This is a genomic window from Lentzea sp., from assembly GCF_035525475.1.
Lineage (GTDB): Bacteria > Actinomycetota > Actinomycetes > Mycobacteriales > Pseudonocardiaceae > Lentzea.
The window spans coordinates 1-21,627 of sequence record NZ_DATLEC010000112.1 but is presented as its reverse complement, the minus strand read 5'-3'; the positions used below and the strand labels follow the sequence as shown (position 1 = coordinate 21,627).

21 protein-coding genes are annotated in these 21,627 nt (G+C 70.4%); 17 read left to right on the top strand and 4 right to left on the bottom strand.

The window, feature by feature from the left end; all coding sequences use genetic code 11:
* Positions 1–35: 35 nt before the first annotated feature.
* Positions 36–2,762: an AfsR/SARP family transcriptional regulator gene (locus VM306_RS19725; RefSeq protein ID WP_325517049.1), complete on the bottom strand. Its 2,727-nt coding sequence runs from the start codon at positions 2,760–2,762 to the stop codon at positions 36–38.
* A 192-nt stretch (positions 2,763–2,954) separates the two neighbouring features.
* Here VM306_RS19725 and VM306_RS19720 point away from each other — a divergent pair, with 192 nt between their 5' ends.
* From VM306_RS19720 to VM306_RS19670, 11 genes are all read left to right on the top strand, one after another.
* Positions 2,955–4,754, top strand: coding sequence for a type VII secretion-associated protein (locus VM306_RS19720; RefSeq protein WP_325517047.1), 1,800 nt, complete (start codon positions 2,955–2,957; stop codon positions 4,752–4,754).
* A gap of 22 nt (positions 4,755–4,776) precedes the next feature.
* Positions 4,777–5,175: a hypothetical protein gene (locus tag VM306_RS19715; protein WP_325517045.1), complete on the top strand. Its 399-nt coding sequence runs from the start codon at positions 4,777–4,779 to the stop codon at positions 5,173–5,175.
* 147 nt (positions 5,176–5,322) lie between these two features.
* Positions 5,323–5,634 (top strand): WXG100 family type VII secretion target, encoded by a 312-nt coding sequence (locus VM306_RS19710; protein ID WP_325517043.1) that lies wholly within the window; start codon positions 5,323–5,325, stop codon positions 5,632–5,634.
* 59 nt (positions 5,635–5,693) lie between these two features.
* On the top strand, positions 5,694–5,972 hold the full coding sequence (locus tag VM306_RS19705) for a WXG100 family type VII secretion target (RefSeq protein ID WP_325517041.1): 279 nt from the start codon (positions 5,694–5,696) through the stop codon (positions 5,970–5,972).
* Positions 5,973–6,226: 254 nt separating this feature from the next.
* A complete protein-coding gene (gene rplM, locus VM306_RS19700) occupies positions 6,227–6,670 on the top strand; it encodes a 50S ribosomal protein L13 (protein WP_325517039.1) in 444 nt (147 codons plus the stop codon).
* Positions 6,671–6,696: 26 nt separating this feature from the next.
* A complete protein-coding gene (gene rpsI / locus VM306_RS19695; protein ID WP_325517036.1) occupies positions 6,697–7,275 on the top strand; it encodes a 30S ribosomal protein S9 in 579 nt (192 codons plus the stop codon).
* A gap of 192 nt (positions 7,276–7,467) precedes the next feature.
* Entirely contained in the window at positions 7,468–8,802 is a 1,335-nt protein-coding gene (gene glmM, locus VM306_RS19690) for a phosphoglucosamine mutase (protein ID WP_325517034.1), read from the top strand.
* 26 nt (positions 8,803–8,828) lie between these two features.
* On the top strand, positions 8,829–9,107 hold the full coding sequence (locus tag VM306_RS19685) for a hypothetical protein (protein ID WP_325517032.1): 279 nt from the start codon (positions 8,829–8,831) through the stop codon (positions 9,105–9,107).
* Positions 9,108–9,258: 151 nt separating this feature from the next.
* Complete coding sequence (locus tag VM306_RS19680) at positions 9,259–9,564, top strand: type VII secretion target (protein ID WP_325517030.1); 306 nt, start codon at positions 9,259–9,261, stop codon at positions 9,562–9,564.
* 6 nt (positions 9,565–9,570) lie between these two features.
* Positions 9,571–12,306 (top strand): hypothetical protein, encoded by a 2,736-nt coding sequence (locus VM306_RS19675; protein WP_325517028.1) that lies wholly within the window; start codon positions 9,571–9,573, stop codon positions 12,304–12,306.
* Positions 12,303–12,818, top strand: coding sequence for a hypothetical protein (locus VM306_RS19670; protein WP_325517026.1), 516 nt, complete (start codon positions 12,303–12,305; stop codon positions 12,816–12,818). Before VM306_RS19675 ends, VM306_RS19670 begins: the two co-directional genes overlap by 4 nt.
* A 47-nt stretch (positions 12,819–12,865) precedes the next feature.
* Here the strand turns inward: VM306_RS19670 and VM306_RS19665 are convergent, their stop codons facing one another.
* Both VM306_RS19665 and VM306_RS19660 read right to left on the bottom strand, forming a co-directional pair.
* Positions 12,866–13,555 carry a hypothetical protein gene (locus VM306_RS19665; protein WP_325517024.1) on the bottom strand — a complete coding sequence of 230 codons (690 nt, stop codon included), beginning with the start codon at positions 13,553–13,555 and terminating at the stop codon, positions 12,866–12,868.
* 10 nt (positions 13,556–13,565) lie between these two features.
* Entirely contained in the window at positions 13,566–14,393 is an 828-nt protein-coding gene (locus tag VM306_RS19660) for a dienelactone hydrolase family protein (protein WP_325517022.1), read from the bottom strand.
* Between the two features lie 133 nt (positions 14,394–14,526).
* Between VM306_RS19660 and glmS the strand changes: the two genes are divergently transcribed.
* On the top strand, positions 14,527–16,386 hold the full coding sequence (gene glmS / locus VM306_RS19655) for a glutamine--fructose-6-phosphate transaminase (isomerizing) (protein ID WP_325517020.1): 1,860 nt from the start codon (positions 14,527–14,529) through the stop codon (positions 16,384–16,386).
* 27 nt (positions 16,387–16,413) lie between these two features.
* Entirely contained in the window at positions 16,414–17,796 is a 1,383-nt protein-coding gene (locus VM306_RS19650; RefSeq protein ID WP_325517018.1) for an NAD(P)H-hydrate dehydratase, read from the top strand.
* A gap of 2 nt (positions 17,797–17,798) precedes the next feature.
* Here VM306_RS19650 and VM306_RS19645 read toward each other — a convergent pair whose 3' ends face one another.
* Positions 17,799–18,422 carry a maleylpyruvate isomerase N-terminal domain-containing protein gene (locus tag VM306_RS19645; protein ID WP_325517016.1) on the bottom strand — a complete coding sequence of 208 codons (624 nt, stop codon included), beginning with the start codon at positions 18,420–18,422 and terminating at the stop codon, positions 17,799–17,801.
* Between the two features lie 126 nt (positions 18,423–18,548).
* Between VM306_RS19645 and alr the strand changes: the two genes are divergently transcribed.
* The 4 genes from alr (at position 18,549) to VM306_RS19625 (ending at position 21,573) form a co-directional block, all read left to right on the top strand.
* Positions 18,549–19,634, top strand: a complete 1,086-nt coding sequence (gene alr, locus VM306_RS19640; RefSeq protein ID WP_325517014.1) for an alanine racemase — start codon at positions 18,549–18,551, stop codon at positions 19,632–19,634.
* Positions 19,631–20,728, top strand: coding sequence for an alpha/beta hydrolase (locus VM306_RS19635; RefSeq protein WP_325517012.1), 1,098 nt, complete (start codon positions 19,631–19,633; stop codon positions 20,726–20,728). The genes alr and VM306_RS19635 overlap by 4 nt, the downstream gene beginning before the upstream one ends.
* The gene (gene tsaE / locus VM306_RS19630; protein ID WP_325517010.1) at positions 20,725–21,186 is read left to right on the top strand and encodes a tRNA (adenosine(37)-N6)-threonylcarbamoyltransferase complex ATPase subunit type 1 TsaE; all 462 of its coding nucleotides are present in this window, start codon (positions 20,725–20,727) and stop codon (positions 21,184–21,186) included. Before VM306_RS19635 ends, tsaE begins: the two co-directional genes overlap by 4 nt.
* Before the next feature lie 63 nt (positions 21,187–21,249).
* Positions 21,250–21,573, top strand: coding sequence for a hypothetical protein (locus VM306_RS19625; protein ID WP_325517008.1), 324 nt, complete (start codon positions 21,250–21,252; stop codon positions 21,571–21,573).
* Positions 21,574–21,627: the final 54 nt, after the last annotated feature.

Sequence of the window (21,627 nt, the reverse complement as noted above, 5' to 3'; positions counted from 1 at the left end):
CGCGGCGGCATCGGCGGCACCGCGCCGTGCGACTTCTAGTCCTCCAGCTCCCGCACCAGGTCGCGGATCTGGTTCCCTCCCGCCAGTTTGCCGCGCTCGGTGACCGTCAGAGCCTTGCGGGCCCACGACAGCGCTCCTGTCCGGTCACCTGCCGCGCTGAACACCTTGGCGCCGTTGAGGAGGATCTCGACCTTCGTGGAGTTGTTCGTGTGGTCGAGCAGCGGCTTGTCGGCCATGTCGCGGTAGATCCGCACGGCGGCGTCCAGGTCTCCCATGCCGAACTTCGCCATCGCCCTCGTGTCCTCCAGCGCCACGTCCGGGCCCCCGAGTGACGAGTAGACGTCCACCGCGTCGTCGGCGGCCTCGGAGGCCTTCACGAACTCACCCATTTCCAGCAGGGTGTTCGCCAGGTTGTTCAACGACCTGGCCAAGCCGACCGCGTTGCCCGCGGCGCGGTGGTGCTCGCCTGCCTCCCGGTCGTAGCGCAGGGCCGCCGCGGGGTCGCCCCGGCGCAGGTGGACCGCGGCCAGCTCGGAGCAGTTGACGGCGAGGCCGAAGTGGTCACCGCGTTCCTGCCGGATGCGCCACGCCCGGTGCAACAGGTCGAGGGCGTCATCAAGGCGATGCATGTTCTTGTACGTCACCCCGAGGTTGTGCAGCGAGACGGCCTCCCCGTACCGGTCCTGCGACCGCCTGGCCGCTTCCAGCGCGATGCCGAAGAGACGCAGGAAGTCGTCGGTCGACCCGTGGAGCTGCAGGTGACCCCACATGCAGGACGGCAACTTCCAAGCGTGGCCGAAGTGCCCGTGCGCAAGTGCGAACTCGTTCAGTTCGACGAGGAGCTCGTGCTCGCGACGGCACCAGGCGATCGCGCTCTCCCGGTCGCCGAACTCGACTGCCTCGACGACGGGATCTCGTTCGGTGAGAGGTTTCTCGTGCCGGTTCGCGCGGATGGACCGCTCCGCGTTGTCGACCGAGTGCAGGTAGTGGTCCAGGAACCGCACCATCGACGCCCTTCGCGCCATCGCGGACATCTCGGCCGCCGCGCGCTCACCGGCGTACAGCCGGAGCAGGTCGTGTTGCGAGAACCGCTGGGGTGCGTGCTCTTCGACGAGATGGGCCCGTGCCAGTGTGCGCAGGAGACGCAACGCCTGCCTGCTGGTCACCCCGAGCAGGGCGCCCGCCGACAGGGGCGTGAAGTCGGCGCGCGGCGGCAACCCGAGCACCTGGAACATCCGCCGTTCCTCCGGCGGGAGGGCCGCGTGGGAAAGATCGAAGGCGGCACGAACCGCCGCTTCCCGGTCGTCGCCGACTTCCAGCTCCGCCAGCCGGTCCGCTGTGCTGAGCTGGTCGGTCAGGTCACGCACGGCGAGGTGGGGCTCGCCTGCGAGCATCGACGCGGCGATCCGCAACGCCAGCGGCAGGCACGCGCACAACCGCGCGAGCTCGGCGACAGCTTCCGGTTCTGCCAGCGCACGGTCCGCGCCGATCATGTCCGTGAGCAGCTGGACCGCGTCCGCGGGCGGCAGCACGCCGAGCTTCAGCACTTTCGCGTCGTTCAACGCGACCAGGCCGCGCAGGTCGGACCGGCTCGTGATCACGACGACCGAGCGGCCTCCCGCTGGAAGAAGAGGTCTCACCTGGTCGGCGGTGCGCGCGTTGTCGAGGAGCACGAGAACACGCCGGTCGGCGAGCAGCGACCGGTACACGCCGATGCGCTGGTCGGTTTCGGGAGGGATCTCCTGGGGAGAACGACCGAGCGCTCGCAGCAACTGGCCCAGTGCGTCGTGCGGGCTCAGCGGGGCCTCGCGGTCGTAGCCGCGCAGGTTCACCGCGAGCTGCCCGTCGGGAAACCTCTCCCGCACCCGGTGCGCCCAGTGCACGGCGAGCGCGGTCTTCCCGACTCCGGCTGAACCCGCGATGGCCGAGATGACCACGGCTCGCCCGGCGGTGCCCGATGGCAGCAGCCGGTCGAGCCTGGCCAGGTCGTCCTCGCGGCCCGTGAAGAGCGCGAGGTCAGGTGGCAGCTGGCGGGGGACGACCACGTCGCGGCGCGTGCTCAGCTCCGGCTCCGCGCGGAGGATCGACTGGTGCAGGTTTCGCAGCGATGTGCCCGGGTCGATGCCCAGCTCGTCCGCAAGCAGGGTGCTGACCTGGCGGTACGCGTCCAGGGCCGCCGCCTGCTGGTCGGAGCGGTACAGCGCGACCATCAGCTGCGCCCAGAAGCGTTCCCGCATGGGGTGTTCGGCGGCCAAGGCCCTCAGCTCGGGCACCAGTTCCGCGGTGCGGCCGTCGTCGAGGTCCTGCTCGATGCGCCGTTCCAGCACCACGAGCCGTTCCTCGACGAGTGACGGCACGTCGTCGCGGTGTAGTGCGTCCGAGACGACGTTCTGGAGCGGACGGCCGCGCCACAGGCCCAGCGCCGCGTGCGGGTTGCTGCCGGCCAGCGCGCGGAACCGCAGGAGGTCGAGGTTCCCCACTTCGCCCAGGTAGCCGTTCCTGCCGGTGACGACGCAGTTCGCGGGACCCAGCGCCTGCCTGAGCCGGGCGACGGTCATGTGCAACGTCTTCGCTGCCCGGTCGGCTGACGGCGGCGAACCCTCCCACAGCCGCTCGACGAGTTCGTCCACGGACACGAACTCGTCGGGACGCAGGAGCAAGGTGGCGAGCAGGACCCGGCCCTTGCCGGCGGGGACGACGACCGGGTCGCCGTCGAAGCGCACCTCCAACGGTCCTAGAACGCGGTACTCCGCTCCCTGCACACGGAAAGTCTATGGCGGTGCAACAGGGTGTGATCACCGTCCTCGGGCTCCGCAGCTCTTCGACGACGTCGACGGGATCACGGTGAAGCCGCCGCCGGTACCGATCACGGACCGGAGTGGCGGGGTTTGGCCATCCATGTCGTCCTGGCCGGTCGCATCGGGTAAGCATGTGCGCGAAAGAGGGGAAGGTGCATGAGCCTGCACGTCGCGGTCGACTTCGGCACGTCGAGCACCTGCGTCGCGATCTCCGCGCACGGCAGGGAGCCGCAGGTTGTCGTGTTCGACGGCCAGCCGCTGGTGCCGTCCGCCGTGTTCGCCGCGGCCGACGGGACGTTGTTCGTCGGTCAGGAGGCCGAGCGGCAGGCTGCCGTGGACCCCGCGCGGTACGAGCCGCATCCGAAGCGTCGTGTCGACGAGGGTGAATTGTTGCTCGGCAGTTCCGTGCTGCCTGTTGTGGACGTTGTGCGTGCGGTGCTGACACGGGCCGTGGGTGAAGCACGGCGCGTGGGTGGCGGTGTGCCCGTCGATCTCCTCGTGCTCACGCACCCGGCCGACTGGGGCACGGTGCGCACCCGCGTCCTCCTCCAAGCGGCGCGTGGGCTCGGTCGCGAACTCGTACTGGTGCCCGAGCCGGTGGCGGCGGCCGTCTTCCACTCCGCGAGCCACTCCATTCCGGACGGTGCCGCGCTCGCCGTGCTCGACCTCGGCGGTGGCACGGTCGACGCGAGCGTCGTGGCTCGCAACGGCAAGAGCTTCCGGGTGCTGTCCGCGAAGGGCGACCCCAGCTTCGGCGGGGCCGACGTCGACCAGGTGTTGCTGGAGCACGTCGGCAGCCTCGTGGGGGCCAAGGACCCCGAGGCGTGGCGGCAGCTCGTCGAGGGGCGTGAGATGGCCGACAGGCGCAAGCGGCGGGTGCTGCGCCAGGACGTGCGAGGCGCCAAGGAGACGCTGTCCCGGCACGCCTACACCGACGTGCCGATGCCGCCGCCGTTCCCCGACGCGCACGTCACGCGGTCCGACCTGGAGCAGCTGATCACGGCGCCGCTCAGCCGGGCCGCCGCGCTGGTCGCGGGAGCCGTTCGCGACGCGGGGCTCGCGCCCCAGCAGCTCGCCGGGGTGTTCCTGGTGGGCGGGTCCAGCCGGATCCCGCTGGTCGCCCGGTTGGTGCACGACCACATCCGCGTGGTGCCGACGAGCATCGACCAGCCGGAGACGGTCGTCGCCCGAGGTGCGCTCAGAGCCGTCAGCACCGATCCGGAACGCACCGGTGGGATGACGCGGCAGAACACGCCCCGCCCAGGTGATGTCACTCACAACCTCCGGGTCTCCGACGAGTCCACGCGCAAGATCACCCGTCGCATCACGCCTCCTCCGGTCGCGCAGTTCCCGGCCGTGTTCCCCAGCCCGCCGCCGCCCAGGAAGAGCAGGACACCCCTGTTCGTCGCGATCGGTGTCGTGGTGGTGCTCGCGGCGGCGGGGGTCGGTGGCTACTTCTGGCTGAACCGCGAGAAGACGCAGCAGCGGGCGGACCCGCCGAGCAACCAGATCGCCGTGTACGACTACGCCTTCACGCGGCCGGACGGCTGGGAGCAGACCGGCGGCGCCGCCACCGATCGCCAGGTGCTTTTGCAACCGGTCGAGCGCAAGAATTCCGATAGCAAATCTCCGGAAGCGCGTATTGCTGTGCAGGAGCAAACTCTCACTTATGACAGCGACAAAGACCGCGTGCGCGCGTTGACCGAGCTGCGGAACACGTACCAGGAACGCAAGGACAATGGTGATGGTGTCGCCGACTTCGCCGATAACCGCACTTTTGCGGGAAAGTCTGTTGTTCACTATCGCGAAGTGGTCGGCGCCACCGGGGTCGACTGGTACATCCAGTTCCAGGGCCAGGTCCAGGTGAGCGTGGGCTGCCAGGCGTCGGATGCCGCGAAGCCGCAGGTCAAGACCGCTTGCGAGGAAGTCGTCCGCACGCTGGTCATCAAGTCGTAGCCGCACCACCGGGGAGTTGCCGATGTCCGCCGCCGAGGCTCTGAGCCGGTTCCGCGCCGAGGTCGGGGCTGCCATCACCCGTGCCCGCCGCGCCGCCGGCGACATAGGTGAACGCAATGCCAAGCTGCGGGAACGCACTCGTGACCTGGCTGAGAAGGCTCGTCAGCGCAAGGCCGAGCCCGGCGCTCTGGCGACTCCCGCTGATGTCAGGGAATCCTCCGCGGGGTTCCGCCACGACCGCGGGCTGCCCGTCGAGCAGGTCCCGGACGTCGCCGAGCTCACCGCGCCGCGAACTTCCGCTCCAGTTGAGACGGAACCGCTGGTCGCGCGGGGATCGACCGCTGTCGCCGGTCCGAGTGGTCAGCTTCCTCGTACGGGTGACGATGACGAGGACTTTTCGCAGTCGCGAATCCTCTACTGATGCCGCGGTTTCACCCAGGGCCGTTTACTAGCGCAACTACTTCGAGAGAAGTTGGGACAGGACGGAACCAGCATGGCAAGGTCTCCGTCGTAAGAGGCGTACGAACCAAGAAGTACGACCTGACATCGAGACTTAAGGGGAGCTCCCATGGGTGGCGGAGCATTTACGGTTACCACGGCGGATCTCGACGCGCTGGCCAAGCACATCAGCGAGATCAGCGAGCAGATCCAGGGCCAGGCCCGCACGGTCAAGGGTGCGGCTGAGGGCGTGGCGGCCAGCTGGGCCGGCAACGCCGCGGCCGCGTTCCAGAACCTGATGGTGCGCATGGACGAGGACGTGCGGAAGCTCGACCAGGCGCTGCAGGCGATCGAGGAGCAGATCTCGAGCACCTCGAAGGTCTACGCCCAGAACGAAGAGGAGCAGGAGGGAGCGGTCTCGAACATCGCGAGCCGTCTCTGATTCCGCTCGACCAGCACTTCACCTCAGCACGTCCACGCTTACTCAAGGGGAGATGAAAAATGATCAAGGCTACCTTCGCCGAGATCTCGAACGCGGCCTCCACCATCGCGACCTCGTCGAAGACCATCGACGACCTCAACGACCAGCTCAAGTCGAAGGTCACCTCCACGCTCGCCAACTGGGAGGGCTCCGCGGGTGCGGCGTACCAGGAGGCCCAGCGCAACTGGGACACGGCGTCCGCCGACCTGAACCAGGTCCTCGCGGCCATCGGTGTCGCCGTGCAGCAGGCCTCCGAGGCGTACGCCCAGGCCGAGCAGGCGAACGCCTCGCGCTGGTAAGTCAGTGAGCTGAAGCAAGACCTCGCGAGCCCCGGAACCACGTGGTCCGGGGCTCGCGTACGTCCGGAGGAGGGGGCGTTGGAGGACCCGTTTTGGTCCCCGCGCCACCCATCCGGTATCTTCTTACGTTGTTGTGCGGTAGCTGGCGCCCATGTGTGCCGCGCCTGTCTCGGAACCACCGCTTGGTTCGTCCAAGATCGGTCTGGGGCAACCGCCGCAGTGACCCCAGACGCAAGTGACGACGAGGTAGATCCGTGCGCACGTACAGCCCGAAGCCCGGTGAGGTGACCCGCACCTGGCACGTGATCGACGCCCAGGACGTGGTGCTCGGCCGGCTCGCCACCCAGGCCGCGACGCTGCTGCGCGGCAAGCACAAGCCGACTTACGCCCCTCACGTTGACACCGGTGACTTCGTTGTCATCATCAACGCTGACAAGGTGGCTCTGACCGGCGCGAAGCGCGACCAGGCGTTCCAGTACCGCCACTCCGGCTTCCCCGGCGGCCTGCGCAAGCAGTCCTTCGGCGAGGTCCTGGACACCCGTCCGGACCGCCTGGTGGAGAAGGCGATCAAGGGCATGCTGCCCAAGAACCGCCTTGGCCGTCAGATCGCGAACAAGCTGAAGGTCTACAGCGGACCGAACCACCCGCACACGGCGCAGCAGCCGCAGGCCTTCGAGATCAAGAAGATCGCCCAGTGAGCGACGAGTACACCGAGGAAGTTCCTGTGACCACCCCTGAGAACGAGACCCCTGAGGTCGAGACCCCCGAGGTCGAGGCCGAGGTTGTCGAGGCCGAGGTCGTCGACGCTCCTGAGGCCGAAGAGGCTCCCGAAGCCGAGGCCGTCGAGGCTGACGCCGACGAGGCCGAGGTCGAGGAGACCTCCGCGCCGGTGGTCGCGCCCTCGCTGAACGGCGCCGCGCACCTCGCGCAGACCGTCGGCCGCCGCAAGGAGGCCGTCGTCCGCGTCCGCCTCGTGCCCGGCACCGGCAAGTTCACGCTGAACGGCAAGACCCTCGAGGACTACTTCCCGAACAAGGTGCACCAGCAGCTCATCAGGGAGCCGCTCGTCACCACGGAGAAGCCCGAGACCTTCGACGTCATCGGCAACCTGCACGGCGGCGGCATCACCGGCCAGGCCGGTGCGCTGCGTCTCGCCATCGCGCGTGCGCTGATCGTCATCGACGCCGAGGACCGTCCGGTGCTCAAGAAGGCCGGCTTCCTCACCCGTGACCCGAGGGTCAAGGAGCGCAAGAAGTACGGTCTGAAGAAGGCCCGCAAGGCGCCTCAGTACTCCAAGCGCTGATCGTGCTCCGTCACCGGGAGAGCCGCGTCTGCATTCGTCAGACCCCGGCTCCTCCGCGGTGACAGCGGGGACACCTCCGCACCCCGAGCACGCAGCTGTACCCGTGGGAGCAGCAGTTCACCTCGAACTGCTGCTCCCGTGGTGTTTTCCGGGTCTTTCCCGCCGCCTCGCAGTGTCCACAACGGAGGATTCATGGCCCGCCTGTTCGGCACCGACGGTGTGCGCGGTCTCGCCAACGCCGATCTCACCCCTGAGCTCGCGATGTCCGTCGCCGCCGCGGCCGCTCGCGTGCTCGCCGAGCACGACCGCTCCCACCGGCCCATCGCCGTCGTCGGCCGCGATCCCAGGGCGAGCAGCGAGATGCTCGACGCCGCCGTCACCGCGGGCCTCACCTCGGCCGGTGCGGACGTGCTGCGCGTCGGAGCGCTGCCCACGCCCGCTGTCGCGCACCTCGTCTCCGCGCTCGGCGCCGATCTCGGCGTGATGATCTCGGCGTCGCACAACGCCATGCCGGACAACGGGATCAAGCTCTTCGCCGCCGGTGGTCACAAGCTGCCCGACACCGTCGAGGACGAGATCGAGCAGCTCATGGGCACCGGGTTCGAACGCCCGACGGGTGCCTTCATCGGCAGGGTCCGCGACGTTCCCGACGCCGAGACCCAGTACGTCGAGCACCTGCTCAAGATCACACCGCACCGCCTCGACGGCCTCAAGGTCGTGGTGGACTGCGCGAACGGTGCCGCGTCGGTGGCCGCACCGGACGCGTACCGCCGCGCCGGCGCCGAGGTCGTCGCGATCAACGCCGCACCGGACGGCCTCAACATCAACGACGGCTGTGGTTCCACCCACATCGACGTCGTGGCCGCCGCCGTCCGCGAGCACGGTGCCGACCTCGGCATCGCCCACGACGGCGACGCCGACCGCTGCCTCGCCGTGGACGCCGAGGGCGCCCCGGTCGACGGCGACCAGATCCTCGCCGTCCTCGCGCTCGCCATGCGCGACGCGGGCGAGCTGTACGACGACACGCTCGTCGCGACCGTGATGAGCAACCTCGGCCTGCACCTCGCCATGAAGGACGCCGGGATCAAGCTGCGCACCACCGCTGTCGGCGACCGGTACGTGCTGCAGGACCTCAAGGCCGGCGGGTACTCGCTCGGGGGCGAGCAGTCCGGTCACGTGGTCCTGCCCGCGCACGCCACCACCGGCGACGGCCTGCTCACCGCGTTGCGCCTGATGGCCCGCATGGCCGAGACCGGCAAGCCGCTCGCCGACCTCGCCTCGGTGATGCGCCGCCTGCCGCAGGTGCTGATCAACGTCAAGGTGTCCGACAAGGCCGCCGTCGCCAAGGCCGCGTCGGTCAGCGAAGCCGTCGCCTCCGTCGAGGCCGAGCTGGGCGACACCGGCCGCGTGCTGCTGCGCCCGTCCGGCACCGAGCAGCTCGTGCGGGTGATGGTCGAGGCGACCAGCCACGACCAGGCCGAGTCGGCCGCGCGACGCCTGGCGGATGTGGTTTCCTCAGTGCGTTGAGGACTGATCGGGGGCCGGTTGTGACGATGTTGATGCTGTTGATCCTCCTGGTGTTGCTGGGAGGGCTGGTCGTGGTGGTGGTCATCGCGGTCTCGGCGTCGAAGAAGAACAAGGCCCGGCCCCCGCTTCCTCCCGGCTACGGTCACCCGCAGCAGCCGTACCCGCCCCAGCAGCAGTGGCAGCAGGGCCCGCCGCCGGGGCAGCAGTGGCAGCAGGGCCCGCCGTCCGGCGGGCATCCCGCGCCTCCTCCCGGTCAGCCCTGGCCCCAGCAGCCCCCTGGTCACCAGCAGCCACCCGGTCAGTGATGATCCCCGGCGGCCCGCGTCCGGCCGCTGTTTACTAAGGCAACCGACATCGTGGAAGCCCAGGTCGGCATGTGATCCGGCCTGGCATCGTATGGCGGAACCCCGCTGAGCCGAACTGCGTCAGATCGGGGACTAGGGGAGGCAGGAGCACATGTCTGGCTTTCAGGCGAACGCTGGCGAAATGATGTCGTCCGCGACGACCATCCAGGGCATCGCGACCGAGATCGAGAACTACAAGGCGAAGATCACCGCGAGTGCCGTGAGCGAGAAGGACTTCGGTCGCGCGCACACCACCGGCGGCGCCAAGTACAAGGCCGGCCTGCCGAAACTAGCCGAGGCGATCGGTGCCTACTCCGCCGCGATGAAGGGTCTCTCGGACAAGCTGCGCGAATCCGCGAACGGCTACGAGTGGACCGAAGAGGCCAACGCGGCCAAGGTCACCAAGCAGGGAAGGTAGTCGCAGATGCCCAGCTGGGAAGAAGTCAAGAAGCTCTGCGACAACCCCGAGGTCCCACCGGATCAGAAGAAAGCCCTTCTCGAGGCGTATTACACGACCGAGATGGACAAGGACTTCACGGGCACGCACAACGACGAGCTCGAGAAGTACCTCGACGACTACGACGTCTCCTACGGTGACGGCTTCGGCCAGTCGCTGTCGAACTCGATGCCGTGGTCGGACAGTTCGGAAGAGCGGCTGAACAACGCCTACGACATCGCCAAGAAGTCGGGCGAGGCCGGCCAGAAGAAGATCGACGACTACAACAACTCGAAGAAGTCCGGCCAGGACGTCCTGGACCAGTCGGAACAGCGCGCGGCTGACGGTGGCGCGGGAGTCGGCAACTCGAACTTCCTGCTCGACGCCGGCATGCCCGGCCTGAAGTACTTCGAGAACTTCCTCCCGGTCTACGCGGAGGCGAAGTCGGTCATCGGCGTCGGGTCGGACGTCAACACCGACTACAACAACGTCAAGACGCTGTACGAACAGCAGCGCGACATCGACTTCCACAAGATCGACGAGGACATCGTCGAGATGCGCCAGGTCTCCACCGACCTGCGCACGCAGCAGTCCGACTCCGAGAAGTCGATGTCGAAGCTGTGGTCGTCGTGGGACGGCAAGGCCGCCGACAACTCGCGCGCCTACGTCGCCGACTTCTCGAAGAAGGCCTCCACCGTCGCCGACGGCGTCAACCACATCGCCGACGCGACGCGCCTCGCGTGCCACACGGTCTCGCAGCTGGTGAACGACAAGGCGAACACCGTCCTGAACGGGGTGGGCAGCCCGTTCGACGTCGCGGGCAAGACGCCGCCGCAGATCCGCGAGGTCGTGCAGGCCGCCGACAGCGAGGACGAGGGCCTGCTCAAGCGCGCCGCCGGGCACGTCGGCATCCAGATCGACGACGGCGCGTGCGACGACGACGTGTGGAAGGGCGAGGTCCGCAAGGGCTGCCGCGAGTGGTTGCAGACCACGTTCCACAACGACGTCAGCACGAAGTACAAGAACTTCGTCCAGCTGTGCGAGAACACCAAGAAGGCGGTCGACGACGCGTGGAACGCGCTCGGCGCCGAGATCGACAAGATCAACACCAAGCCGTTCGAGCCCGCCAAGCAGGAGAAGCCGGCCGAGAAGCCCGGTGACGACACCGGCGGTGGCGGCAAGGACCAGAGCGGCGGCGCCACCCCGCCCGGTGGCGGCGGCACCCCGCCCGGCGGTGGGGGCACTCCGCCGGGCGGTGGCGGCACCCCGCCGGGTGGTGGGGGCATGCCGGAGACCCCGAAGCCGGACACCGGCCTCGACAAGAACGGCGACGGCAAGCCCGACGTGCCCGGTGACACCGACGGCGACGGCAAGCCCGACGACCTCGACGGTGACGGCAAGCCGGACAACCAGCAGCCGAAGCCCGAGGAGAACCTCGAGTCCCTCACGGTCAAGGCCGGCGACAACACGATCAAGGTCACGGAGCCCGACTCGAACGGGCACGTGAAGATGACCATCGACACGCCGAAGGGCGAGCCGAAGACCTACGACCTCGACTTCAGCAAGAACCCCGAGGCCGCCAAGGCGCTGATGGGCCAGAACGGCACGCAGGCCATCACGGCCATGGCCAACCAGCTCACCGGCACGGCGACCACGGGTGGCCCGGCGACCGGCGCGTCCCCGGCCACCGCTGGTGCCGCAGGCGTCGCCGGTGGCGCCGCCGCTCCCACCGCCGGTCCGCCAGGGTCGGAGTCGAACCCGATCCCGGTCGAGGTCGGTGCCGACGGCAAGATCCACATCGAGCAGGACGGCGTGAGCTTCACCGCCGAGGTCGACGCCTCCACCGGCGAGATCAACCTGACCGCGGACAACGGCGACGGCACGCCCGACCAGATCGGCGTGAGCTTCGGCGAGGACGAGAACCCCGCGGCCGGTGCAGGAGGCGGTGCCGGCGGCGGTGCGGGTGGGGCCTGGTCGGGCGACCTGGGCCAGCCGCTGGACCTGCCGGACCGGGACTTCCCGCAGGCGGTCGGGCGCGAGTTCGAGACCACGCCGGCCCAGGGCGGCTTCCAGGCCATGCCGGCCCAGGGCGAGTTCCAGGCGATGCCCGCGCAGGCCGACTTCCAGACCATGCCCGCTCAGGCGGAGCAGGTCTGGAGCCCGCCCGGCCAGGACGGCGCGCCGAACATCGCCGACCGCTTCCAGGACTCGGTGGCCCGCAGCTTCATCGAGGACAACGGCATCATGCCGAGCCTCGGCGAGCCCCGGATCCCCGCCGACGGCCCGCTGCACGCGGTGTCGTCGGACAGCACGACGACCTCCGGCGTCTCGTTCACCGGCGGCGGTTCCTCCAGCGAGTCGGTGCTCGGCGGGTCGTCGCCGGCCGACAGCGCCTGGAACACGCCGTCGCAGAGCGACAACGGCGGCTCGTTCGACACGAACGCCTCCGAGGCCGGTCAGGCTGGGTCGGCGAATCTGCCGTCCCTGCAGGACGCCCAAGGCCAGCCCACGTCCGGTGCCGCGTCCGGCGGCATGATGGGCGGCGGGATGATGGGGGGCGGCATGATGGGCGGCGGTGCCGGCGGTCAGCAGGGCGGCGACTCCGAGCGGGGCGCGAGCCAGTGGCGCACCACCGGGACGCTGTTCGACGAGGACAGCAACCCGCTGAGCGGCGCCCAGGGCGTGCTCAGCGGTGACGACGGCAACCGGGGAGGTAGCTGGTGAGCGATCTCGACCTGGCCGCGTTCAGGGCGAAGCTCTCCGGCATCTCCTCGGAGCACTCGTCGCGGATGTCGGACGCCAGGCAGAAGTTCGACGAGTCGGCCAAGGCGACGCAGGAGAGCCACGACAAGTTCGCCGACCGCAAGCAGCGGCTCACCGAACGGCTCCGCGAGATGGCCCGCAACCAGCGCGGCGAGGGCCAGCAGAAGGACCGCGGCAAGGAGCTCTCGTTCGGGCTGGAGGACGAGACCGCCGCCCCGCACGACGACCTCGCCGACGAGCTCGCGCAGATCGAGAAGGAACGGCAGCAGCGCGAGATGCGCGCGCAGTCCGAGGCCTTCATGCGCGGGCCGGACCAGGCCCCGCAGGCACCGGTGCGGCAGCCGCCGGTCGTTCAGCAGCCGGGGCCACCGCCGCCTCCTCCGCCACCGGTCCGTCAGCCTCCGCCGGTGCGGCGCCCGCGCCCGCCGGTCGACGATGACGACGACCTGAGCAACCAGAGCTGGTTGTCCTGACAGCGAGAACGCCCCCGGATCAACGGATCCGGGGGCGTTCTTCGTCGTCAGCGCGGTGGGCCGTAACCGGGCGGCGGCGGTCCCTGAGGGGGTGCGTAGCCGGGCGGCGGTGGCTGCTGGGGGAACTGCTGCTGGGGGAACTGCTGCTGCGGGAACTGCGGCTGTCCGCCCTGCGGATAACCGTGCTGAGGGTGGCCGGGCTGCGGCTGACCGGCGGGCTGCAGAGCCTTGGTCACCGGCGGCAGGATGGCCACCACCCCGACGACGAGCGTGAGCACGGCGGCGACGTAGGTGTCGCTCGTGCCGCTCCAACCGAGCTGGTCGTAGTAGAAGAAGTGGCAGCCGGCGGCGAGCAGTCCCAGCAGGACGGCACCGGCGACGAGGAACGCGCCGGGCATCTTGCGCAGGACTATCAGCAACGCACCGAAGATCAGCACGACCGCCGCGAGCAGCTTGAGCACCATGTCGGCGATGCTCAACGGCGCCAGCAGGTCGCCGTTGCCGCCGGTCTGGGCCAGCAGGCGGGCGACGACGTCCGGCTCCGACTCGTGCGGGCGCTTGATGATGATCCGCATGACCCCGAGGATCGCCCAGTACACGGCGACCCCGAACGCGGCCACCGCGACGACGACGGCCATCGCGAAGCTGCCGCCCTTCGGCGGCGGTGGGGGTGGACCCCATTGCTGCTGTGGCGGCTGGTTCTGGTGCCAGCCCTGGTTCTGCGCTCCCGGCATCACGCCGAGCAACCTAGCGCGTACGCAGGGCTTCCCGCTGGAAGACCAGGTTCGCGGCCTTCAGATCGCCGTCGAGCAGCTCGTCGTACGCGCGCTCGCCGGTCAGCACGCGCAGCAGGAACGCCGTCGCGAACGCCCGGCCGATCTTGTGCGACCCGCGCTCGGAGCTGCCGTCCAGCACGAGCTCGCTCCAGTGCCGGCCCTCGGTGAACCCGAGGTGCGAAGCCTTGGGCAGCAACCGGAACTGCACGGGTCCCGCCCACGCCTGGGCGATCGCCTCGGAGTGGCCGACGGGCGGTGCGATCCGGTCCTCGCCCGCCGCGAGGTGCAGGCCGGGCGCACGGACCTCGCGAGCCGCGTCGAGTGCGGACGGGCGCGTCTCCGTTGCGGCCAAAGTCACAACGGCGCGGACGCGGTCCACTCCGGACGCCGCCAGCACCGCGGCGCCGCCCCCCATCGAGTGCCCGGCCAGTGCCACGCGGGCGGGGTCGACGCTGATCTTGCCCTCGCCCAGCCGCACGCCGGTGCAGACGTCCAGCGTGGTCAGGAGGTTCGCGGCGAGCACCCGTGACGACAGCAGCGGGCCGCGTTCCACCGCCGGTGCCGCGGCGACCACGCCCCACGACGCCAGGTGCCGCAAAAGGCCGTGGTAGCGGCGCACGGGCTGCATCCAGCCGTGTCCGAACGCGACGGCGGGCAGGCCCAGGCCGGACTGCGGCGTGAAGACCACGCCCGGCATGCCGACGAGCGCGAGGTCGCCGCGCAGCACGGGGTGCGGACCGGGCCTGCTGAGCTGCTCGAGGGCCTGTTTCGCGGTCAGCGTGATCACGCGGCGAGCCATGGGTGAACCGTAGTCGATCCCGTCGTCCGCACCACATCTGAGATTGGTCTACACCACCTGTGTCCCTGACCTGCGGTGATGCACCGCGCTCACTCATTAGGGTTAGCGGCGTGGTCTAGCTAGTCTGTTTTGCGTGTGCGGAATCGTGGGATACGTGGGTCACCAGTCGGCGCTCGACGTCGTGCTGGACGGGCTGAGGCGGCTCGAGTACCGGGGATACGACTCGGCAGGCGTCGCGGTCGTGGCGGGCGACGGGCTCGCCGTCGAACGCAAGGCAGGCCGGCTGCAGAACCTGGAGAGCAGGCTCGACGAGGTGGGTCGCGACAACTTCGCGGGCACCGTCGGCATGGGCCACACGCGGTGGGCGACGCACGGCGCGCCGATCGACAGGAACTCGCACCCGCACCGCGACGCGACCAGCCGCGTCGCCGTGGTGCACAACGGCATCATCGAGAACTTCATCGCGCTGCGCACCGAGCTCGAGGGTCTCGGCGTCGAGATGGCGTCCGACACCGACACCGAGACGGTCGCGCACCTCGTGGCGTTCGCCTACGCGGACGGCGACACGAAGGGCGACCTGCCCGCCAGCGTGCGCAAGGTCGCGCGCAGGCTCGAGGGCGCGTTCACGCTCGTGATCACGCACGCCGACGAGCCGGACCAGGTCGTCGCCGCGCGCCGCAACTCGCCCCTGGTCGTCGGTGTCGGCGAGAACGAGTACTTCGTCGCGAGCGACGTCGCCGCGTTCATCGCGCACACCCGCGAGGCCGTCGAGCTGGGTCAGGACCAGATGGTCGTGCTGACCCGCGACGGCTACGAGGTCCTGGACTTCGACGGCGAGCCCGCGGAGGCCAAGCCGTTCACGGTGAACTGGGACCTCAGCGCCGCCGAGAAGGGCGGCCACGAGTACTTCATGCTCAAGGAGATCGAGGAGCAGCCGGAGGCGCTGGCCAACACGCTGCGCGGCCACTTCGCGAACGGCCGGATCGTCCTCGACGAGCAGCGCCTGTCGGACCAGGACCTGCGCGACGTCGACAAGGTCTTCGTCGTCGCCTGCGGCTCCGCCTACCACTCCGGCCTCGTCGCGAAGTACGCGATCGAGCACTGGACGCGGCTGCCCGTCGAGGTCGAGCTCGCCTCCGAGTTCCGCTACCGCGACCCGGTCCTCGACCGCGACACGCTCGTCGTCGCCGTGTCGCAGTCCGGCGAGACCGCGGACACGCTGGAAGCCGTGCGCCACGCCCGTGCGCAGAAGGCCCGCGTCCTGGCCGTCTGCAACACCAACGGCGCGCAGATCCCGCGCGAGTCCGACGCCGTGCTCTACACGCACGCCGGCCCGGAGATCGGTGTCGCGTCGACGAAGGCGTTCCTCGCCCAGATCGCCGCGAACTACCTCGTCGGCCTCGCGCTGGCGCAGGCCCGCGGCACGAAGTACCCGGACGAGGTCGCCCGCGAGTTCCACGAGCTGGAGGCCATGCCCGACGCCGTGCAGCGCGTGCTCGGCACCATCGACCAGGTCAAGGCCCTGGGCCGCGAGCTGGCCGACTCCAAGGCGGTGCTGTTCCTCGGCCGCCACGTCGGCTACCCGGTGGCACTGGAGGGCGCGCTCAAGCTCAAGGAGCTCGCCTACATGCACGCGGAGGGCTTCGCGGCGGGCGAGCTCAAGCACGGCCCGATCGCGTTGATCGAGGAGAACCTCCCGGTCGTCGTGGTCATGCCGTCGCCGAAGGGCCGCGCCGTCCTGCACTCGAAGCTGGTGTCGAACATCAGCGAGATCCAGGCCCGCGGTGCCCGCACGATCGTGATCGCGGAGGAGGGCGACGAGACCGTGCGCCCGTTCGCGGATCACCTGATCGAGATCCCGGCCGTCCCGACGCTGTTGCAGCCGCTCATCTCGACGGTCCCGCTGCAGGTGCTCGCGGCGGAGATCGCGACCGCCCGCGGCTACGACGTGGACAAGCCTCGCAACCTGGCGAAGTCCGTTACCGTCGAGTGAGTTGACCCCGAAGGGCTAAGGGGAATTGTGAGAGGCGTATGGCACACCGAACGCGTCAGGTCCGCTGAAGAGGAGCTCATGGCGGTCGTCCCGCCGGGCTCGTTGATGCGCAAGGCCGCGTTCGGTGTGGCCACCCACGCCCTCAGGCTCTTGCAGGGCCGCCGCCGCGTGACGTTGCTCGTGGGTGCGGGCAACAACGGCGGCGACGCCCTGTGGGCCGGCTACTTCCTGCGCCGCCGCGGGGTCGCGGTGTCCGCCGTGTTGCTCAACCCGGCCAAAGCGCACGCCGAGGGACTGGCGGCGTTCCGCCGTGCCGGTGGGCGGATCGTCTCGTCGGTGGGCACTCCCGACCTGGTGATCGACGGCATCGTCGGCCTGTCCGCACGCGGTCCGCTGCGTCCCGACGCGGCTGCTCTCGTCGAGACCGTGCAGGTCCCGATCCTCGCGGTGGACCTGCCGTCGGGCATCGACCCGGACACCGGCGAGATCTCCGGACCTCACGTCCGTGCGCACACCACGGTCACGTTCGGCTGCCTGAAGCCGGTGCACGCACTGGTCGACTGCGGCGAGGTGCACCTCGTGGACATCGGTCTGCGGCCGGTGGACCCCGACTTCGTGCTGCTGGACCGCGAGGACATCGCCTGGCCGGTGCCGGGCCCGTCCGACGACAAGTACACGCAGGGCGTCACGGGTGTCGCGGCCGGCAGCGCGACCTATCCGGGCGCCGCGGTGCTGTCCACCGGTGCCGCCGTGCTCGCCACCTCCGGCATGGTCCGCTATGCCGGTCCCGCGGCCGACGCCATCCGCGCGCGGTGGCCCGAGGCCGTCTGCACGGGTTCGATCACGGACGCGGGCCGCGTCCAGGCCTGGGTCGCCGGTCCCGGCATGGGGACCGGCAGCGCGTCAGCCGAGGTCCTGGAGTTCGTGCTGGACGCCAACGTCCCGGTGGTCGCCGACGCGGACGCCATCACGCTGCTCGCGTCGAACCCGTCGCTGTGGGACGCCCGCGACCCGGACTCGGCACTGGTGCTCACCCCGCACGACCGCGAGTTCGAACGCCTGGCGGGCCCGGTCGGCCCCGACCGCGTCGCGGCGGCCAGGAAGGCGGCGCAGCGGTTCGACGCCGTGGTGCTGCTCAAGGGCCACCGCACGGTCGTGGCCGCGCCGGACGGGCGGGCGCTGGTCAACTCGGCGACGTCGTCCTGGCCCGCGACGGCCGGATCGGGTGACGTGCTGTCGGGCATCATCGGCGCGCTGCTCGCGAGCGGGCTCGACCCGTTCCTGGCGGCGGGGTACGCGGCCTTCCTGCACGTCCTGGCCGCGGAGCTGGGTGCGGACGGCGCGCCGGTGCCCGCGTCGCGGCTGATGGAGGCGATCCCGGCGGCCATCAGGGCGATCAGGGCCCGCTGACCTCAGACCACGGAGAAGCCCGCCGGCAGCCTCCGCCTCCCCGTCAACGCGAGCAGCACCTGCTGACCGCTGCCGGTCACCGCTGCCAGCCGGGCGGCCAGCGCCGCCGACTCGGCGAGCGCGTCGACTGGCAGGTCGACACGCACGTCCGCCGCGCTCGCGACGTCCATGCTGTGCACGACCAGCTCGAACGTCCTGGTGGGGAGCCAGTTCGCGAGCCGCATGCCGCCGGCCGCCGTGGTGACCAGCGCGTCCGGATCGGCGGCGTCGACGGCGGCGACGGCACGGTCGGCGAACCGGCGGACCTGGCCGGCCGGCTGGTCGCCCAGGCGTGCGCCCCAGTCCAGGGCATCGGTGGTGGAGCGGGCGACGACGGCCTGGTAGAAGGCGGGGTCGACGGTCTTCGCCAGGGCGTAGTAGCCCTCCGGCGTGGTGATGTCCTCGGTGGTGGCCGGGCGGCCGAGCGCCTCGGCGACCCCGGCCAGCCCGGCGGAGACGGTGTGGCCGACCAGGTCGCGCAACGTCCAGTCGTCGAGGCCCTGTCCGGACAGGCGGTCGGCGGGCAGCGTGCTCACCAGGTCGGCGAAGACGTGCGCGGTTGCCGCGAAGGTGTGCTGTGGGCCCATGTCGTCAGCATGGCGGAGCGCTCGGTGACCGGGGCCCGTGCTTCGCGCTCGGCTGAACCGCGGGCGCGTCTGTGCGAGTTGCGCCATAGCCGCTGTTCGCGGCTGACATGGCACGATGAAAAGGTTATGGCTCGTTCAGAAGTTGTCGTCGACCTAGGCGCGCTGAGGCACAACGTCGCCCTGCTCGCCGGTCTCGCCCCTGCCGCCGACACGATGGCCGTCGTCAAGGCGGACGGCTACGGCCACGGCGCGGTGGAGGTGGCGCGGGCCGCACTCGAGGCGGGCGCGACCTGGCTCGGTTCGTGCTCCACGCAGGAGGCGCTGGCGCTGCGCGCGGCCGGGATCCAGGCGCCGGTCCTGGCTTGGCTCGACGCCCCGGACGAGGACCTCGCCGCCGGCATCGCCGCGGACGTCGACATGTCCGTCTCCTCGCTCAGCGACCTGCGCAGGGTCGAGGAGGCCGCCGAGGAGGCCGACGCGCGCCCGCGGCTGCACCTCAAGATCGACACCGGCCTGAGCCGCAACGGCTGCCAGCCGCGTGACTGGCCCGCGCTCGTCGAGGCCGCGCGCGAGCACGAGGTCGTCGCCATCTGGTCGCACCTCGCGTCCGCCGACGAGATCGGCGACCCGTCCATCGACCTGCAGGCCAAGCGGTTCGACGAGGCCTACGAGGTCGCGAAGGCCTTCGGCCTGGACCCCCGGCGCCACATCGCCAACTCCGCGGCCCTGCTGACCAGGCCCGACCTGCACTTCGACATGGTGCGGCCCGGCATCGCGATCTACGGGCTGAACCCCGTGCCGACCGCGCACGACCTCCGGCCGGTCATGAGCTTCCGGTCGCGCGTGGCGCTCACGAAACGTATCCCCGCAGGTGAGTCCGTCTCCTACGGGATGACATGGACCGCGCAGCAGGACACGACGCTGGCACTGGTGCCCGCCGGGTATGCGGACGGTGTGCCGAGGGCGCTCTCCGGCCGGATGGAGGTGCTGCTGGAGGGCAGGCGCCGTCCGGTGGTCGGCCGTGTCTGCATGGACCAGATCGTCGTGGACTGCGGGGACGACGAGGTTCCGGAGGGCGCGGAGGTCGTCCTGTTCGGCGACGGGAGCCGGGGGGAGCCGACCGCGAGGCGGTGGGCGGAGCTGACCGGGACGATCGACTACGAGATCGTCTGCGGGATGTACCGGCCGCGGGTGCGGAGGATCTACACGTGAAGCCGGTGTGGAAGGTCGTCGGATGGGTCGGTGGCGCGCTCGGCGCGGCCGTCGCCGGTGCCGCCGTGGCGCAGACCGCGAAGGTCTCGCACGAGCGCAAGACCACGTCCGGCAGCCTCGCGGAGGAGTCGCTCGGGCGGCTGATGCCCGACCGCGAGTCGACGGTGGCCGCGGAGGACGGCGTGCCGATCTCCGTCGAGGAGGTCGACCCCGCCGACGGCGGCGAGCCGGACATCACCGTCGTGCTGGTGCACGGGTTCGCGCTGGACCGCCGCTGCTGGCACTTCCAGCGCCGCGACCTGGCCGAGCTGTTCGACCCGCGGGTCCACCAGGTGCTCTACGACCAGCGCAGCCACGGCCGGTCGGGGCGGTCCTCCGTCGAGCACAGCACGATCGACCAGCTCGCGCTCGACCTCGACTCGGTGATCCGGTCGATCGCGCCCGAGGGGCCGCTGGTGCTCGTCGGCCACTCCATGGGCGGCATGACGATCATGGCGCTGGCCGAGAAGATGCCGGAGCTCTTCGAGGAACGGGTGCGCGGTGTCGCGCTGATCGGCACGGCCGCCGGCGCCGTCGGTGGCGCGGGGCTGTCGAAGTCCGTGCTGTCGCGGTACAACCCCGTGACGCTGGGCGTCGGGCGGCTCGCGAGCGTGCAGCCCGGTCTCGTCGAGTGGGTCCGCAAGAGCGCGAAGAGCCTGACGTGGAGCGGCATCCGCGCGCTGGCGTTCGGTGACCGCAAGGTCGCGCCGTCCCTCGTGGACCTGATGGAACAGATGATCAACGGGACGACGGTGAAGGTGCTCACCGAGTTCCTGGAGACCCTCGGCACGCACGACCGCTACAAGGCGCTCGCCGGTCTGCGGCACTGCGAGGTGCTGATCCTGAGCGGCGACGCGGACAAGCTCACGCCGTTCTCGCACGCCGAGCGGATGGCCGAGGAGATGCCCCACGCCACCCTCGTCCGGGCCCCCGGTGCCGGGCACATGGTGATGATGGAGCAGGCTGATCTGGTCAACGACCACCTGGTCGCGCTCGTCGAACGCTGCGCGGCCGATCGCGGAGAGAATCGGAAGAAGTGGTGGCGGCGAGCGTGAAGACGATCGAGCTCCCCCTGGTGGAGGACACCGAGGAGTTCGGCCGCAAGCTGGGCGAAGTCGTGCGGGCGGGCGACCTGCTGCTGCTCGCGGGACCGTTGGGAGCGGGCAAGACGGCGTTCGTGCGCGGTCTCGCGCGCGGACTCGGTGTGCAGGGCCGGGTGTCCTCGCCGACGTTCGTCGTCGCGCGCGTGCACGAGCCGGCCGAGGACGGCAGGGGCGTGCGGCTGGTGCACGTCGACGCGTACCGGCTCGGGGGTCACCTGGACGAGCTGGACGACCTCGACCTGGACACCGACCTCGTCGACGCCGTGGTGGCGGTCGAGTGGGGCGAGGGTGTCGCGGAACGCCTGAGCGAAGATCATCTCCTCATCCGCCTCGAACGCGGAACCGACGACGTTCGCACGGCTCAGCTCATCCCGCACGGCGAATGGACCGCTCGTACCCTGCCGGTGTGACGTTGTTCGGCTCGTGGGGTGAAGCCGGTCAAGGACCGGCCTCGCCGGGTCGATGACGCTTGCATGATCAAGACGACGATCCTCGCGACCGCTGTCATCGGCGGCGCGGTGCTGGCCGTCTCTGGTCCCGCGTCCGCTGACGAGCACGACCGCGTCGGCAGCCTGTGCGCCGCGCCGTGGCAGTGGAACGGTCCGCTGTCGCTGCTGCACGAGGGCCACGCGCCTGGCTACGTCGCGTGCCGCGGCAGCCACGTCGGCGGTCGCGCGGACATCAGCGTCCTCGACGACTCGTGCTTCGCGCCGTGGCGGTGGAACGGCCCGCTGGAGATCCTCACGGTCGACCGCTCGCCGTCCCGCACCGCCTGCGACGGCAACCCGGCCGGCTGACCGGCCCCAGAGCGTCGTGGGGATGGCCGAACGAGCCCTTCGGCCATCCCCACG

Bases quoted from the DNA above. Each gene is read 5' to 3' on its own strand.
- VM306_RS19720 (WP_325517047.1), top strand. From the start codon at position 2,955: ATGAGCCTGCACGTCGCGGTCGACTTCGGCACGTCGAGCACCTGCGTC.
- VM306_RS19715 (WP_325517045.1), top strand. From the start codon at position 4,777: ATGTCCGCCGCCGAGGCTCTGAGCCGGTTCCGCGCCGAGGTCGGGGCT.
- VM306_RS19710 (WP_325517043.1), top strand. From the start codon at position 5,323: ATGGGTGGCGGAGCATTTACGGTTACCACGGCGGATCTCGACGCGCTG.
- VM306_RS19705 (WP_325517041.1), top strand. From the start codon at position 5,694: ATGATCAAGGCTACCTTCGCCGAGATCTCGAACGCGGCCTCCACCATC.
- glmM (WP_325517034.1), top strand. From the start codon at position 7,468: ATGGCCCGCCTGTTCGGCACCGACGGTGTGCGCGGTCTCGCCAACGCC.
- VM306_RS19685 (WP_325517032.1), top strand. From the start codon at position 8,829: ATGTTGATGCTGTTGATCCTCCTGGTGTTGCTGGGAGGGCTGGTCGTG.
- VM306_RS19680 (WP_325517030.1), top strand. From the start codon at position 9,259: ATGTCTGGCTTTCAGGCGAACGCTGGCGAAATGATGTCGTCCGCGACG.
- VM306_RS19675 (WP_325517028.1), top strand. From the start codon at position 9,571: ATGCCCAGCTGGGAAGAAGTCAAGAAGCTCTGCGACAACCCCGAGGTC.
- VM306_RS19660 (WP_325517022.1), bottom strand. From the start codon at position 14,393: ATGGCTCGCCGCGTGATCACGCTGACCGCGAAACAGGCCCTCGAGCAG.
- VM306_RS19645 (WP_325517016.1), bottom strand. From the start codon at position 18,422: ATGGGCCCACAGCACACCTTCGCGGCAACCGCGCACGTCTTCGCCGAC.
- alr (WP_325517014.1), top strand. From the start codon at position 18,549: ATGGCTCGTTCAGAAGTTGTCGTCGACCTAGGCGCGCTGAGGCACAAC.
- VM306_RS19625 (WP_325517008.1), top strand. From the start codon at position 21,250: ATGATCAAGACGACGATCCTCGCGACCGCTGTCATCGGCGGCGCGGTG.